At 70.7% G+C, this 14,836-nt stretch carries 13 protein-coding genes; 8 read left to right on the top strand and 5 right to left on the bottom strand.

The window, feature by feature from the left end; genetic code table 11:
* Positions 1–50: 50 nt before the first annotated feature.
* From SJY07_RS19500 to SJY07_RS19490, 3 genes are all read right to left on the bottom strand, one after another.
* On the bottom strand, positions 51–1,757 hold the full coding sequence (locus SJY07_RS19500; RefSeq protein ID WP_328292560.1) for a glycerol-3-phosphate dehydrogenase/oxidase: 1,707 nt from the start codon (positions 1,755–1,757) through the stop codon (positions 51–53).
* A gap of 87 nt (positions 1,758–1,844) precedes the next feature.
* On the bottom strand, positions 1,845–3,377 hold the full coding sequence (gene glpK, locus SJY07_RS19495) for a glycerol kinase GlpK (protein ID WP_380161264.1): 1,533 nt from the start codon (positions 3,375–3,377) through the stop codon (positions 1,845–1,847).
* A gap of 35 nt (positions 3,378–3,412) precedes the next feature.
* On the bottom strand, positions 3,413–4,255 hold the full coding sequence (locus tag SJY07_RS19490; RefSeq protein ID WP_380161263.1) for an MIP/aquaporin family protein: 843 nt from the start codon (positions 4,253–4,255) through the stop codon (positions 3,413–3,415).
* A gap of 161 nt (positions 4,256–4,416) precedes the next feature.
* On the opposite strand from SJY07_RS19490, the gene SJY07_RS19485 reads away from it, so the two are divergent.
* The 8 genes from SJY07_RS19485 to SJY07_RS19450 all read left to right on the top strand — a co-directional run bounded on the left by SJY07_RS19485 (position 4,417) and on the right by SJY07_RS19450 (position 12,634).
* The gene (locus SJY07_RS19485; RefSeq protein ID WP_380161262.1) at positions 4,417–6,060 is read left to right on the top strand and encodes an EAL domain-containing protein; all 1,644 of its coding nucleotides are present in this window, start codon (positions 4,417–4,419) and stop codon (positions 6,058–6,060) included.
* 64 nt (positions 6,061–6,124) lie between these two features.
* Positions 6,125–7,351, top strand: a complete 1,227-nt coding sequence (locus tag SJY07_RS19480) for an MFS transporter (protein ID WP_328292564.1) — start codon at positions 6,125–6,127, stop codon at positions 7,349–7,351.
* Between the two features lie 11 nt (positions 7,352–7,362).
* Positions 7,363–8,193 (top strand): SDR family NAD(P)-dependent oxidoreductase, encoded by an 831-nt coding sequence (locus SJY07_RS19475; protein WP_380161261.1) that lies wholly within the window; start codon positions 7,363–7,365, stop codon positions 8,191–8,193.
* Between the two features lie 48 nt (positions 8,194–8,241).
* Positions 8,242–9,891, top strand: coding sequence for a SpoIIE family protein phosphatase (locus SJY07_RS19470; RefSeq protein WP_380161260.1), 1,650 nt, complete (start codon positions 8,242–8,244; stop codon positions 9,889–9,891).
* 455 nt (positions 9,892–10,346) lie between these two features.
* Entirely contained in the window at positions 10,347–11,021 is a 675-nt protein-coding gene (locus tag SJY07_RS19465; RefSeq protein ID WP_380161259.1) for a hypothetical protein, read from the top strand.
* Between the two features lie 225 nt (positions 11,022–11,246).
* Positions 11,247–11,495, top strand: coding sequence for a type II toxin-antitoxin system Phd/YefM family antitoxin (locus tag SJY07_RS19460; RefSeq protein ID WP_328292568.1), 249 nt, complete (start codon positions 11,247–11,249; stop codon positions 11,493–11,495).
* Positions 11,492–11,866 carry a type II toxin-antitoxin system VapC family toxin gene (locus SJY07_RS19455; protein ID WP_380161258.1) on the top strand — a complete coding sequence of 125 codons (375 nt, stop codon included), beginning with the start codon at positions 11,492–11,494 and terminating at the stop codon, positions 11,864–11,866. Before SJY07_RS19460 ends, SJY07_RS19455 begins: the two co-directional genes overlap by 4 nt.
* A gap of 99 nt (positions 11,867–11,965) precedes the next feature.
* Complete coding sequence (locus SJY07_RS19450) at positions 11,966–12,634, top strand: hypothetical protein (RefSeq protein ID WP_380161257.1); 669 nt, start codon at positions 11,966–11,968, stop codon at positions 12,632–12,634.
* A gap of 748 nt (positions 12,635–13,382) precedes the next feature.
* Here SJY07_RS19450 and SJY07_RS19445 read toward each other — a convergent pair.
* Entirely contained in the window at positions 13,383–14,033 is a 651-nt protein-coding gene (locus SJY07_RS19445; RefSeq protein WP_380161256.1) for a hypothetical protein, read from the bottom strand.
* Positions 14,034–14,283: 250 nt separating this feature from the next.
* A complete protein-coding gene (locus SJY07_RS19440; protein ID WP_380161255.1) occupies positions 14,284–14,652 on the bottom strand; it encodes a hypothetical protein in 369 nt (122 codons plus the stop codon).
* Positions 14,653–14,836: the final 184 nt, after the last annotated feature.

Raw genomic sequence — 14,836 nt, 5'->3', positions numbered from 1 at the left:
ACGCCGCAGGCCCCCACCCCGTCGGGGTGAGGGCCTGCGGGCTCAGCGGATCAGACGGGGACGATCTCCGGCGCCTGCAGCCGCACGGCGTCGGCGGAGGCGTCGTCCGGCTGTTCCTGCGAGGCGCGTTCGGCGGCCACGCGCTGCTGGTAGGTCTTGACCTCGGTGGAACGACGTTCGTCGTCCCAGCCCAGCGGCCCGGCCATCAGGTCGGCCGCGAGTTCCGCGGTCTCGGTGCCGCGGTCGTAGGTCTCGATCGAGATCCGGGTGCGGCGGGCGAGGACGTCGTCGAGGTGACGGGCACCCTCGTGGGTCACCGCGTAGACGACCTCGGCCTTCAGGTAGTCGTCCGCGTGCGGCAGGGCCTCACCCAGCGTCGGGTCCGCCGCGACGAGCGCGAGGACCTCGTCGATCGCCGAGCCGTAGCGGTTCAGCAGGTGCTCGACGTGGTCGACGTGGATGCCGGCCTGCGCCGCCAGGGCGTGACGACGGTTCCACATCGCGTGGTACCCCTCGGCCCCGACCAGCGGGACGTTCTCGGTCGTGGAGACCGGGATCTTCCCGTCGAGACCGTCGACGGCCACGTCCACGGCGTCCTTGGCCATGACGCGGTAGGTCGTGTACTTCCCGCCCGCGACGACGACGAGACCCGGGACGGGGTGGCCGACGACGTGCTCGCGGGAGAGCTTGGAGGTCGACTCCGACTCCCCCGACAGCAGCGGACGGAGGCCCGCGAAGACGCCCTGGACGTCCTTGCGGGTCAGCGGGGACTTCAGCACCGAGTTGGCGTGCTCGAGGACGTAGTCGATGTCGGCGCTGGTCGCGGCCGGGTGGGCCTTGTCCATCGTCCAGTCGGTGTCGGTCGTCCCGATGATCCAGTGCCGGCCCCAGGGGATGATGAAGAGGACGGACTTCTCGGTCCGCAGGATCACACCGGTCTTGGACTGGATGCGGTCGCGCGGGACGACGAGGTGGATGCCCTTGGACGCCCGGACCTTGAACTGCCCGCGGGCGTTCACCAGTTCCTGCGTCTCGTCGGTCCAGACACCCGTCGCGTTGATGACCTGCTTGGAGCGGACCTTGATCTCGGCCCCGGTCTCGAGGTCCACGAGGACCGCACCGATGACGCGCTCACCCTCGCGGATGAACTCCTTCACCCGGGTGCGGTTGGCGATCATGGCCCCGTAGGTCGCCGCGGTGCGGGCGATCATCATGGTGTGGCGGGCGTCGTCGACCTGGCCGTCGTAGTACTGGATCGCGCCGACCATGGCGTCCTTGCGCAGACCGGGGGCCTCCTTGGCGACACCGCGCCGCGTGAGGTGGCGGTGCAGCGGGAAGCCCTTGTTGTTGCCCCCCGAGATCGCCATGCCGTCGTAGAGCGCGATGCCCGAGCCGATGTAGGGGCGCTCCACGAGGCGCTTGGACAGCGGGTAGAGGAACGGCACCGGCTTCACCAGGTGCGGGGCAAGCTTGTTGCGCAGCAGACCGCGCTCGCTCAGCGCCTCGTGCACCAGCGCGAAGTCCAGCATCTCCAGGTAGCGCAGGCCACCGTGGATCAGCTTCGAGGACCGGCTCGAGGTACCCGACGCCCAGTCCCGTGCCTCGACCATCGCGGTGCGCAGACCGCGGGTCACCGCGTCGAGCGCGGCTCCCGTCCCGACGACGCCGCCACCGATGACGAGGACGTCGAGTTCACCTTCTGCCATCTCGCGCAGCGCGTCTTCCCGTGCCTGCGGTGACAGTGCCTTGATCTCCACGTCCTGCTCCTCAACCTCTTCGTGCGGGTCCTGCTCCATGGTGTGCGCCGGGCGCGCATCGCGCGCGCCCGACGCGTTCAGGGTGGGTCAGTCGACGTCGACCCAGTTCAGCGTGCGCTCCACGGCCTTCTTCCAGCCGGTGTAACCGTCCTTGCGCTGCTCCTCGTTCCAGGTCGGCTCCCAGCGCGCGCCCTCGTTCCAGTTCTCGCGCAGCTCGTCGAGGTTCTTCCAGAACCCGACGGCCAGGCCGGCGGCGTAGGCCGCGCCCAGCGCCGTCGTCTCGGCCACGACGGGCTTGGAGACGGGGACGCCGAGGATGTCGGCCTGCAGCTGCATGCAGAGCTGGTTGGCGGTGATGCCGCCGTCGACCTTGAGCACCTCGACCTCGACGCCGGAGTCGGCGGTCATGGCCTCGGTGACGTCGCGGCTCTGGTAGCAGATCGCCTCCAGCGCGGCCCGGGCGATGTGCGCGTTGGTGTTGTAGCGCGAGAGCCCGACGATGGCGCCGCGGGCGTCGGAACGCCAGTACGGCGCGAACAACCCGGAGAAGGCCGGCACGAAGTAGCAGCCGCCGGAGTCCTCCACCTGGCGGGCCAGCGACTCCGACTCCCCGGCACCGGAGATGATGCCGAGCTGGTCGCGCAGCCACTGGATGGCCGAACCGGTGACGGCGATCGAGCCCTCGAGGGCGTAGACCGGCTTGTCGTCGTTGAACTGGTAGCAGACCGTGGTCAGCAGCCCGGCCTTGGAGCGCACGAGCTCCTCACCGGTGTTCAGCAGCATGAAGTTGCCGGTGCCGTAGGTGTTCTTGGCCATGCCGGGGTCGAAGCAGACCTGCCCGACCATGGCGGCCTGCTGGTCGCCGAGGATCCCGGTCAGCTTGACCTTGCCGCCCAGGGGGCCGGTCTCCAGGGTCTCGCCGTAGCCCTCGGTGTAGGAGGACGGCTTGATCTCGGGCAGCATCTGGCGGGGGATGCCGAAGATCGCGAGCAGCTCGTCGTCCCAGTCGAGGGTCTCGAGGTCCATCAGCATCGTGCGGCTGGCGTTGGTGACGTCGGTGACGTGGGCGCCGCCGCGCGGGCCGCCGGTGAGGTTCCAGATCAGCCAGGAGTCGGTGTTGCCGAAGATGGCGTCACCCTTCTCCGCGGCCTCGCGCACCCCGTCGACGTTCTCGAGGATCCACTGGATCTTGCCGCCGGAGAAGTACGTGGCGGGCGGCAGACCGGTCTTCTGGCGGATCTTCTGGCCGCGCTCGTCGCGGTCCAGGGCCGAGGCGATCCGGTCGGTGCGGGTGTCCTGCCAGACGATCGCGTTGTAGTACGGGCGACCGGTGGTCTTGTTCCAGACGACGGCGGTCTCGCGCTGGTTGGTGATGCCCAGGGCGGCGAGGTCCTTGTAGGTCAGGTTGGCCTGGCGCAGACCGGACTGGATGACCGAACTGGTGCGCTCCCAGATCTCGATCGGGTCGTGCTCGACCCAGCCGGGCTTGGGCATGATCTGGGTGTGCTCGAGCTGGTACTTGGCGATCTCGTTGCCGCCGTGGTCGAAGACCATGAAGCGGCTGGAGGTGGTGCCCTGGTCGACGGCGCCGACGTACTGGGGTCCGCTGGTGTCTGCCATGTCTTCTCGTCCGTCTCTCTGCGTTGAGTGGTCGGTCAGTCTTCGGTGAGGACGCGGCCCTCGGGCTCCGGGGCGTCCTCGTCGGGCAGGTGGCGCTCGACGAGCACCTTGTACAGCGCACCGCCGATGAGACCACCCAGGATCGGGGCGACGATCGGAACCCAGAAGTAGAACGCCCCACCGGGTTCGCGCATGGCGGTGGAGTACCCGGTCACGAACGAGGCGAGCCGGGGGCCGAAGTCGCGGGCCGGGTTGATGGCGTAGCCGGCGTTGCTGCCCCACGCCATCCCGATGCCGACCACGATGAGGCCGACGATGAACGGCGCGAGGTTCGCGCCCGGGGGCATGGCCTTCGCCTGGGAGACCGCGAAGATCAGGAACACGAGGATCGCGGTGCCGAGGACCTGGTCGAGGAACGCGCCGCCGACGCTGACGTTCGCGCCGGGCAGCGTGGAGAAGATCCCCTGGCTGGTGTACGTGTGCCCCGGGTCGAGCGCGTCGATCGGGCCGGCGTAGACCCAGCGGACGAGCAGTGCGGCCACGAACGCCCCGAGGAACTGCGCCACGCTGTAGGGCAGGACCTTCTTCCAGGAGAAGCCCTGGAAGGCGGCGAGCGCGATGGTGACCGCGGGGTTCAGGTGGGCGCCGGTCGTGCGGCCGGCGACGTAGATGCCGAAGGTGACCCCGAGGCCCCAGGCCCAGTGGATCGAGTCGTCCCCGCCGTTCTTGCCGGCCACGACCTGGGCGACGACACCGACGCCGAAGAGGATGAGGATCGCGGTACCGGCGAACTCCGCGAGGAGCTCACCGGCGAGCGTGGGTTTGCGACGGATCGTGGCCGCGGGCGCGGCGGACTCCGTCGACGAGCTGTGGGACATGGGAACTCCACGTTGAGTCGGGCGTGCAGACGGCGAAGTTGCCGTGGTCTGGAAGGTAGGAGGGGTCAGGACCGGCGTCAACGCGTCTCGTTCGACCATGTCGAACGCTTCTCGTGTGCACCGGACGGTGCGTCACCGTTCACCCGTTCGGGCTCAAGCTCGTGGCCCAGCGTGCCGACGTCGACCGGGTGACCCCGCTGCGCACCGACCCCACGAGCGCGCCCGGCCCTGCGCTCGGGCAGGTGCTGCGCGAGAACGCCCTCCGCTCGGTGTTCCAGACCGTGGTCGACCTCGCCACCGGCGAACCCGTCGCCGTGGAGGCCCTGGTCCGCGGTCCGCACGGTTCCGCCCTCGCCTCCCCGGGGCAGTTGTTCACGGCGGCCGCGGACGCCGGCCGCCTCGCCGACCTGGACGCCGCCTGCCTGCGCACGGCGCTGAGCACGTCGCAGCGGACGGGGGCGGGTGCGGGCACCGTCTTCGTCAACGTCTCCACGGACCTGGTGGACGTCCCGTCCGGAGGCCACGTCCACGTCGTGGCGGACCTCACCGAGCGGGCCCTCACCACGCGGCCGGGCGACGTCTTCCGGCTCGCGGCCCGCCTGCGCGAGCGCGGGTGGGGGATCGCCCTGGACGACCTGGGTGCGGACCCGGCGGCGCTGGCCCTGCTGCCCGCGCTGCGTCCCGACGTCCTCAAGCTGGACCTGCGCCTGCTGGCCGCCCGACCCGAGGCCGAGGTCGCCACGATCGTCCAGGCCGTCGGCGCCCAGGCCGAACGGGACGGCTCGGTCGTGCTCGCCGAGCGGATCGAGAACGCCGCGGACCTGCGGACCGCCCGCGCCCTGGGCGCCACGCTGGGGCAGGGGTGGTTCTTCGGTCGACCGAGGGAGGACGCCACGGCTGCGACCCGCGAGCCGCTGCGCCCGGTCGCGCGACCGGCGCCCCTGACCGGGTCGCCCTTCGCGGCGGTCGCGTGCCGACGGGACGCGCGACGCGTCGACGCGGACGTCGTGGAGGACACCCTCCGGCACCTGGAGCGGCACGCACTGCGCAGCGTCGAACCCACCGCGGTCGTCAGCCTCGGGACGGCGTCGGCCGAGCGCGTCGCCCGGCACGAGCAACTGGCCCGGCGCGCCGGGTTCTCGCTGTCCCTGCCCGGCGCCGACGAGGTGGGCGCGGTCGTGCTGGGGCCGCACTTCGCCTCGATCGTGCTGGCCCGGCCCGTGGGCGCCGAGTTCGACCTCGTCGTCTCCCACGACCGGGAGCTGGTGGTCTCGGTCCTGGCGGGGCTGCTGGAGCAGGCACCGGAGCGGACCCCGGAACGCACCGGCGAGGCGTCCCCCGCGGTCGTGGACCTCGCCCCGGCCGGGCAGCGGGACCTGGTGGCCACGGTGTCGCAGGCGATCGACGACGACCGGCGGGTCGGCACCGGGACGGGTCTGCTGGTGGTCGGCGTCGACGGCTCCGAGGGTTCCTCGACGGCGTCGCGCGCCACGGTCGTGGCCCGGATGCGCCGGGCGGTGCGCTCGGTCGACCGGTGGATCCCGGTCGGCCCCGACCTCTTCGCCGTCCTCCTGACCGGGTTGCCGCGGGCGGGCAGCGAGGGTGTCGTCGAACGCGTCGCCGACGCCCTGCTCATGGCGGTGGAGACGTCGATGGACACCCACCCCGACGTGTCGGTGAGCATCGGCGCGAGCCTCGCCCCGACGCGGGCGGCCACGGGTGCGGAGGCGCAGCGGCAGGCCGTCGCGGCGCTGGACGCGGCCCGACGTGCCGGTGGGCACTGCGCGCGCATCTGGCCCGTCTGACAAGCTCGACCCCCAGGCTGGTGCGGTCGCGGTGCAGCGGACGCCGAGAAGGAACTTGGTGGGGATGTCGGGGTACTTCGCGCTGTTGCGCGATCCGTTGGTGGCGCGTCCGTTCATCTCCTCGGTGGTGGCCCGCATCCCCATCGCCACGGCCCCGCTGGGGCTGGTGCTGCTGGTGCGCGACCAACGCGACTCCTACTCCCTCGCCGGGATCGTCACGGGGCTGTTCGCGGTCGGGCTGGCGCTCGGTTCGCCGTTCTGGGGCCGGGCGCTGGACCGGCTGGGGCAACCGCGCGTCCTGGTTCCCACCGCGGCGGCGAGTGGTGGGCTGCTGCTGCTCCTGACGGGCGCGACGGTGTGGCAGGCGGTCCCGGAGCCGGTCCTGCCCGTGCTGGCCCTGCTCGCCGGGACCGCGTTCCCGCCCCTGAGTCCGGCGATGCGGACGACCTGGCGGGTGGTGGTCCTGGAGGAACGACCGCGTCGGCGCGGGTACGCCCTCGACGCGGCCGCGGTGGAGACGATCTTCGTCGGTGGCCCCCTGCTGCTCAGCGGGTTGCTGCTGCTCGGGGTCGCCGCGCTGCCCCTGCTGGTGACGGTGCTGCTGCTGTTCGGCGGGACGATGGCCTACGTCCGCTCCCCCGGCGCGCGGCGGCCACCGGCCACCCTCGAGGAGGGCGGGTCGCACGGTGCGGGAGCGGCGCTGCTGCACAGCCCGGGGTTCGTCCTGCTGCTGGTCGTCATGGCCGTCATGAGCATCGGCTTCGGCATCCTCGACGTCTCGATCGCCGGGCTGGCCGAGCACCTGCTGGGGTCGGCGGACCGGCTGGGGGTGCTGTTCGCGCCGATCGCCGGCGGCTCGGCCATCGGCGGTCTGCTCTACGGCAGCCGGGACTGGCGCAGTCCGGACCGGCGTCGGCTGCTGGTGACGCTGGCCCTGTTCGGGGTCCTGCTCCTGGCCGTCGCGACGAGCGCCGGGGCGGACGTGCCGCTCGCCGTCCTGATGGTGGTCCTCTTCTTCGCCGGGCTCTTCATCTCCCCGAACCTCATCGCCGCCCAGGGGTTGGTGGACCAGCTGGCACCGGCCCACCGGCTCGGGGAGGCGCAGGCGTGGCTGTCCACGGCGATCACCGCGGGCGCGGCGCTGGGCAACGCCGCCGCCGGCCTGATTCTGGACGCCGCGGGCCCGCGGGAGGCGCTCACCACGGCCTCCTGCGCGGTGCTCACGGCGGCGGTGGTCTGCCTGGCGGCGCAACGCGTGTGGGGTCGGCGCCCGGTCGCCGTCGCCCCGTAGGCTCCCCCCTCGTGACCAGCTCCACGCCTGCCCGCGCGCCGCGTCCGACCGCCCTCGTCACGGGGGCGACCGCCGGTCTGGGGGCGGGGTTCGCGCACTCGCTGGCCCGCCGTGGTCACGACCTGGTGATCGTCGCGCGCGACGAGACCCGATTGGAGTCGACCGCGGCCGCGCTGCGGGCCGAGCACGGGGTCGACGTCGAGGTCATCGCCGCCGACCTGTCCGTGCGCGCGGACCTGCAGCGGGTCGCCGAGCGGGTCGCCAGCCCCGGGGCCCCCGTGGACGTCCTCGTGAACAACGCCGGCTTCGGGTTGAAGCAGCGGTTCTTCGACGGCGTGCCGGGCGACCACGAGCGCATGTTCGACGTGCTCTGCCGGGCGGTGATGGTCCTGTCCCGGGCGGCGACGGGGGCGATGGTCCCCCGCGGTCGCGGTCGGATCCTCAACGTCGGCTCCGTCGCCGGCCTGGTCCCCGGGGGTGGGCACTACTCCGCCGCCAAGGCGTACGTGATCGTGCTGACCGAGACCCTGGCGGGTGAGCTGAAGGGCAGCGGCGTCAGTGCGACGGTCGTGGAGCCGGGCTACGTGCGCACCGAGTTCCACGCCCGTTCGGGGATGCGTTCGGGTGGGGGGTCGGGCCTGACGAACCGGATCTGGCTGGACATCGACGACGTCGTCGACTCCGCGCTGGACGACCTCTTCGCCGGCCGCACGGTGAGCATCCCGACGCGTCGCTGGAAGCTCGTCTCGACGGCTCTCGACGTCGTCCCGCGTCGGCTCGTCAGCCGGGTCTGGAACGCCATGCCGTCCGGGGCGAAGCGCCGCCACCCCGGCCAGCAGTGACTGCGGTTTCTAGAACACGCAGGGTAGTCCGGTAGTAACGTAAATGGCATGAACGGTGCTTCCTCGGCACGGTCCACCGAGGTGGCCCCGGTCGACGACGAGAGTGCGCGCCTCGCGGCGCTGCGCGAGTACGTGGACGTGGCGGCGGCGCCCCCGCACGAACTGCAAGCGGTCGTGCGGTTGGCCCGGAAGGTCACGGGGATGCCCAACGCCGTCGTGAACATCATCGACGACCAGCTCCAGCGGCAGTTGGCCACGGAGGGGTTCGACCGCGCGGACTGCGCCCGCGAGGACTCGATGTGCTACTACTCCCTCGGCTACGGCGGGCTCGTCCACGCACCCGACGCCCGCCGCGACATCCGGTTCGCGGCCAACCCGTGGGTCGACGGTCGCCTCGGTCGGATCCGCAGCTACGCCGCCGCCCCGCTGCTCACCCCCGAGGGCCTGGCCCTGGGCACGCTCTGCGTCTTCGACGAGGTGTCCGCGGAACTGAGCGACCACCAGCGCGCCGATCTCGCCGACCTCGCGCAGCTCGTCGTGTCGATCTTCGACCGCGAGCGCCGGGCCCGCCAGACGGCCTCGCGCGAGGAGCAGCTGCTGCACGCCAACCGGGCCGCCGAGACGGCCCGGGCCATCCAGCTCGCCCTGCTGCCGCACCGGCTGCCGGAGACCGCGGCGGTGCGTCTGACCTCGCGCTACCTGCCCGGGACCGACGGGGCCGAGGTGGGTGGGGACTTCTTCGACGCGATCCCCACGGACCGTGCGTTCGTGCTGTCGATGGGCGACGTGCAGGGCCACAACGCGGCCGCTGCGGCGCTGATGGGCCGCGTCCGCACGGCCGTGCGGGCCTACGTCAGCGAAGGCCACGACCCCGCCGCCGTGCTCGAGCGGACGAACCGGTTGATGCAGAGCTTCGACGGCGACCTGTTCGCGACGTGCTGCCTGGTGTCGCTGGACGAAGGCACCGGTGAGGTCGTCGTCGCCAGCGCCGGTCACCCCGTCCCGCTGCTCTTCGCCCCCGGGCCGGTCCGTGAGCTCGACGTCGAGCCGGGTCCGCCGCTGGGGGTCCTGCCCGACGCGACGTTCCCGCAGGCCCGCCACCGGCTCGCCGCCCGCAGCCGGTTGCTGCTCTACACCGACGGTCTCGTGGAGTGGCCGCGTGACGGCGACGCCGGCGAGGAGACCCTCGAACTGGCGCTGGCCGAGATGGCCGGGGCTCCCGCGGAACTGCTCGCCGACCACGTCCTGGCCCCGGCACGGCGCACCAAGCACGACGACGCCGCCCTGCTCGTCGTCGACTACGCCGGCCCGGCCCCGGGGACCCGGGAGACGAGCCTGGTGCTGCCCGCGGACGGCCGCGCCGTGCGCACCGCCCGCGACTACCTGCGGTCGACGCTGCAGGCGTGGGACCTCGTGGACCGGGCCGACGAGGCCGAGCTCGTGGTCTCGGAACTGGTGACGAACGCGTTGCTGCACACCGGCTCCCCCGCCACCCTGACCCTGCGTCACGACCTGGCCGAATCCCTGCTCTGCGTCGGCGTCGAGGACACCTCCACCCAGCACCCCCAACCCCGCGAGACCACCGACGACGCGACGGGCGGGCGCGGGATGCTCATCGTCCAGATGGTCGCGGAGCGCTGGTGGGTGGCGCCGCGCGGGGACGGCAAGACGGTCTGGGCCGACCTGCTGGTCGCCTAGGGCCTGTCCTGCGGATCACGATCAGCCGTGATCCTGCCCGGATCGCTGCCGCTTGGTTCTCGCCCAGTCGCGGACTCGCCTGCGGGATCGTCAGGGGGTGGCATGACCCCCACGGTGCCGTGACCAGGCCGTTGGGGCGGGTGGGTCTTGGGCTGACGGGCCTGCTCCAGCAGCCGGACACGGCCCTCGACGGTCTGAGCGCGCAGCTCCGGCGGTAGGTGGTCGTGGTGGGGCGGACCGCTGGACTCGGGCGTGTCAGCAGGGTGCTCGTTCGGGACGGAGACCGCCGGCACCAGCTCATCCCGAGGGAGCTCACCGGCTGCAGTGCGCACGGACGGCGGGATGACCGTGACGTCGTCTCCGGCCCATAGTGGGATCACGAGGCCTTCGGGTGGCGGCGGTCGCCCGCCGCAGCGTGTCGGTGGGGATGTGGTCGTCGACCTACAGGAGGGCGCATGTCTGAGCAACCAGGGCCCGGCACGGTGCCGGAGAAGGTCAGCGCCGTCCTGCGCGCCTTGACGCCGACCGACGCCCTCACCTGGGCGTTGCGGCCAGCGTCGCGTGCTCCTGGGCACCTGGCGTGGGCGTGGGCGGTGGTGAGCGAGGAGGAGCTGGCCGCGGTGGTGGGCTTCTCTCCGCTGCGGGTACCGGCGGCAGCGCTCGAGGGCTTGTGTGAGGTGTTCGCCGTGCCCGGACGCGATGGCGAACCTCGCCTCCAACGCGAGAAGTCGGGTAGGCCCTTCACCTCGTCGTTCGCGGTCTTCTACCTGCCGGAGTCCTCGACGTGGCGCAACGCGATGAGGTCCTCGGTGTTGAGCAGCGACACCATGGCTCTCTACGTCCGTGAGGCTGATGAGCAGCAGTGGCCGAGGGACATGGGACGGCGGTGGCAGGAGTTCGCCGCTGACGGTTCGCTGCTTCCCCTGCCAGCGGCGTCGGACTTCACGATCGTGGAGGTCGCCGGTACCGCGGTGGGTGTCCAGGTCGACACCAGTGGAGCCGTGGCCTTGGGGTGGTCCCTGCGCCGGGAGGTCCGGGGGGCTGACCGTCGCTGGGACGTGGAGCTGCACCTGCGACGTGAGCCTGAGGAAGCGCTCCGGTTGGTTCACGAGGCCGGGCTGTTGACCTGAGTCGAGGGGATGGCTTGCCCATCAGGTCACCGGTCGGGGAAACGCTCGGATCGCGGCCAGATGCAGGCGATCGTCGCGCTCAGCTCGACCTCGCTCATCGTCACGAGCGGACGTCGCCGGCAGCTCAGGACCGCGCACACCGCGGGATGACCGTGACGTCGGGGCAGCTGGCGAACCCGTGTCTCTGCCATGGACTTAGTCAGACTTAGTCTTTATCGTGTGGTCATGTCGCAGACGGTCAACGTGCACGAGGCGAAGACGCACCTGTCCCGCCTGCTCGAAGCGGTCGAGCGGGGCGAGGACGTGGTGATCGCCCGCGCCGGCAAGCCCGTGGCCCGCCTGGTGCCCGCTCACTCGCGTGGTACGCGTCGTCCCGGGGCCTGGAAGGGGAGAGTGGTCATCGCCGCCGATTTCGACCAGACCCCCGATGACCTGGTGGCCGCTTTCCACGACGACGTCGACCCGCACCTGTGACGACTCTCCTCCTGGACACCCACGTCCTGCTGTGGTGGCTGAGCGACGACGGACGCCTGCCCGAGCGCATGCGGACCGCGGTCGCCGACGGCGAGAACGAGGTCCTCGTCTCCGCAGCCTCGGCGTGGGAGATGTCGATCAAGGCTTCGCTGGGCAAGCTGACCGCCCCCGATGATCTGCGCGAGGAGATCGAGCGTCAAGGCTTCACCGAGTTGCCGGTCACCGTGGACGACGGCCTGGCCGCTGGCGCCCTGCCGCACCACCACGATGACCCCTTTGACCGCATGCTCATCGCGCAGGCCACCCGGCGGGGGCTGCAACTGCTCAGCGTCGATCGACGTTTCAGCGACTACGACGTCCGGCTCCTGTGACCGGTATGAACTTCCACGACAGCGGGATGACCGTGCGTTCTCCTGGTCTCGCTCGTGGCGGGGCGTGACACATGCTCAGGGCTGCTCCATCGTGGTGAGGTGATCGCAGACGAGCTAGCCGGCAGCGAACTGGGTGTGGTGACAGCCACGTCATGGCCCCCGGGCCTGCAGAAGCTGCTGACGTCCCTGCAGCCGCAGCGCGCTGCCCGCCATGGCAGTGGATCCAGTCGCACGGCGGCATCGCGCAGGTACATCTGGCACAAGCCCGACGTCGTCCGCGAACGGTTGGGCTTCACGATGCCGACGCTTTCGGTGTTGCGTGAGCAGGGCTTGCGCGAGCGCTTCGCCACGATCGCAGGTGATGAGCAGGTGAAGCGACTGGCGGAGCTGAGGCGAGGTGAGAGCGCTGCTGTGCGCGTGCTCTACGTGCCTGCGGAGCAGACGCTGGGCCTTCCGCTGGAGGAGGCCGCGCGCGGCGTCACGGCCACGTTGACGATGACCTACGGCTATCGAGCCTCCTTGCCGGTGGAGCAGCCCAGAACGGTGCGCCTCACCGCGACGGGTGACTACACGGTGGTCGACGTCGGGGGCCAGCTCGTCGGGGTGCAGCATTTGCTGCAGGACCGGACCCGCTTGTCCTGGCGGCTGGTGCGTCCTGAGGCTTCCTACGACGTTGCCGTGTCCCTGAGCTGTACTCCGATGCAGGCCGTGGGCACTCTCGCTGCGTGCGACCTCTTTGGCGCAGGTGAGGACGAACCGACCTGGTGACGATCAGTACGGGCAACCCACGCGGGAGCCTCTCGATCCTCGACAAGAGCGCCACGTAGCTGGCCACCGGTAACCGCCGCGCACCGCGGGATGACCGTGAAGTCGCTGAGGTCCGTCCGACCGTCGATCAGTCCTGCTCACCACGCTCTGGCACGACGACGGCAGGAAGGACCGGCTTCGGCCCCGCGGGGACGATGGGGGTCCCCGCGCTGCTTCCGTCATCGGGCGCATCGCCGGCGGCAGGTTCGTAGGGCCATCTGTTCCCGGGTGTTGGCCAGTGCGCGTTTCGGTTGCGAGTGATGTCGTCGACCAGCTTGTCGATGTCTCGTTCCATGGCAGGAGCATCGCGCCATCGGCGTCACCATGCTCGGACATTGAGGAGTCCACCGGCCGGACTGCGGTCTACCCGTGGCAGTGCGTCCATCGCCAGACGCGCGCACCGCGGGATGATCGGTAGATCGGATGGCTCGCGTTCTAGCCTCGGTGCATGGACTACCTGGTGTGCCCATACGACCAAGAGCAGGTGAAGGTCGTCGAGGTGCGTTGGGGGCCGCAACAGCGACCACTCGTCCACTGTCCCGCTTGCGCAAGGCGATACGTATTTTCTGAGACGGGACTGGACGAGCTCGAATCCTGAGATGCCCTCGACTTCTCGGCGACGCACGACGGAGGTCAACACGCCGCGTATGACCGAACGTCGCGCTGATTGCGGGATGACCGTGCGCTGCGGGGTATGCCCCCGCCAATGTCATCTGCTCCTGGGGGCCAGGAGCCGCCGCAGTCGGCCGCGAGGCCTGCGTCGTGCTTTCCAGGCCGCCTCAGCCTGCTGCTCGTCCTGCGTCAGGTCCTCCATCAGGCGCAGCGCCGAGCGCAACGTGGAGTCGTACTGAGCAGCGTCGAAGGTGAAGGACCCAGCTGAGGAGAGGTCCGGCATCTCCTCAGCCGGAGTGTGAGCGTCTTCGCACCGTAGGTCTGTCCAGCGCACAAGCTCTCGCCCATCGTCTGGGTCGACTTCGCGTGTGACAGCGACGGTGAGTGCGCCGCAGTAGAGGTCACCGCACTCGGGGCAGCCGTAAAGGGGCAGCCGGCCCGGTTCGAGTAGGTCCCAGTCCGCGCCACGCTCTAGCGCGCCGAGCAGCTGCTGGAGGCTCAGCGCGGAGGGCTCGGGCCAGGCGAGGTCCGCGACGCTGACGAACTGGGACCCGTTCAGGCCGTAGGGCAGTGGAAGGTCCACCGAGAGGACTCGTTGCAGCACAGACGTGCCGTCGACGATGAAGTCCAGTTGTGTCAATGGTTCCTGCAGTCGGGGGATGAACCGAGCGCGCTTCTGCAGGCCGCGGCTGCCGGGGCGAGGACGTTCGACTTCTATGAGGTCCAGCCGAGCGAGTACGGGCTCCACGTCTTTGATGATCCTGCAGTTCTCGAGCAGTCGGGAACGATCGACTTGGGCTGACGTACCGGGGATCAGTCACGTCCCTCGGGCTACTTGCTGCCCGGCACGCTAAAGCGTGCGACGGCGTGGTTGGCCAGTCAGCGGTGAGACGGGGTAGTGACGACGTCCCGCCCAGTAGATGACGCCTCAACTCACCGCTTCGCTGATGAACGCATTCGCGCGACCAGCGGGATGACCGGTAAGTCGACTGGAGTCCCTATGGGCCGCCGAGTAGCGAGTAGCTGAGGAAACCGCGCGCTGTTTTGGCGTAGACGCCCACGGGGGCGTACGAGCCGTTGCTCACCCCGTACAGGTGGGTGCCGGCGCTGGTCACCCCCAGCTCGGTGGCACCTGAAGCAGATGCAGGCGAGGGGGGACCTTCATCGCGGCGGTAGTCGCGGTCGTCGAAGCGAATCTTGGGAGGCGTGGCAGACGCCCGCAGCCGCCACTCCCAGGTCTGATCGTGCACCTGGAACACCCGCACGCCGAGGCCGAGGGCGCCGATGCCCACCACGATCAGTGCAGCCACCTTGAGTCGCTGCAGGCTTTGAGAGCGCATCTGCTCACCATGGCAGTTGTCGAACACGGATAGCGATGGTCCGCAACGTCTCCGCAATCGATCACCGACTTCACACGTAGGGGTCTGCTGCAGAGGCGTGAAGTCGCCGGCCGCTCACGACCGTCCGTATCGCGATGATATGTGGGTGATCGGGGGCTAACCTCCGGTCTGAGCCTCACCGGCTCGACGTCCTCAGCGTGGAGGCACCCTC

The organism is Kineococcus sp. R86509, assembly GCF_042466365.1.
Classification (GTDB): Bacteria; Actinomycetota; Actinomycetes; order Actinomycetales; family Kineococcaceae; genus Kineococcus.
The sequence above is the reverse complement of the archived record's forward strand: the minus strand, read 5'-3'. Positions and strand labels throughout refer to the sequence as shown.

Excerpts from the sequence above, each read along its gene's own strand:
- SJY07_RS19480 (WP_328292564.1), top strand. The coding sequence starts at position 6,125 with ATGTCGGGGTACTTCGCGCTGTTGCGCGATCCGTTGGTGGCGCGTCCG.
- glpK (WP_380161264.1), bottom strand. The coding sequence starts at position 3,377 with ATGGCAGACACCAGCGGACCCCAGTACGTCGGCGCCGTCGACCAGGGC.
- SJY07_RS19470 (WP_380161260.1), top strand. The coding sequence starts at position 8,242 with ATGAACGGTGCTTCCTCGGCACGGTCCACCGAGGTGGCCCCGGTCGAC.
- SJY07_RS19460 (WP_328292568.1), top strand. The coding sequence starts at position 11,247 with ATGTCGCAGACGGTCAACGTGCACGAGGCGAAGACGCACCTGTCCCGC.
- SJY07_RS19465 (WP_380161259.1), top strand. The coding sequence starts at position 10,347 with ATGTCTGAGCAACCAGGGCCCGGCACGGTGCCGGAGAAGGTCAGCGCC.
- SJY07_RS19490 (WP_380161263.1), bottom strand. The coding sequence starts at position 4,255 with ATGTCCCACAGCTCGTCGACGGAGTCCGCCGCGCCCGCGGCCACGATC.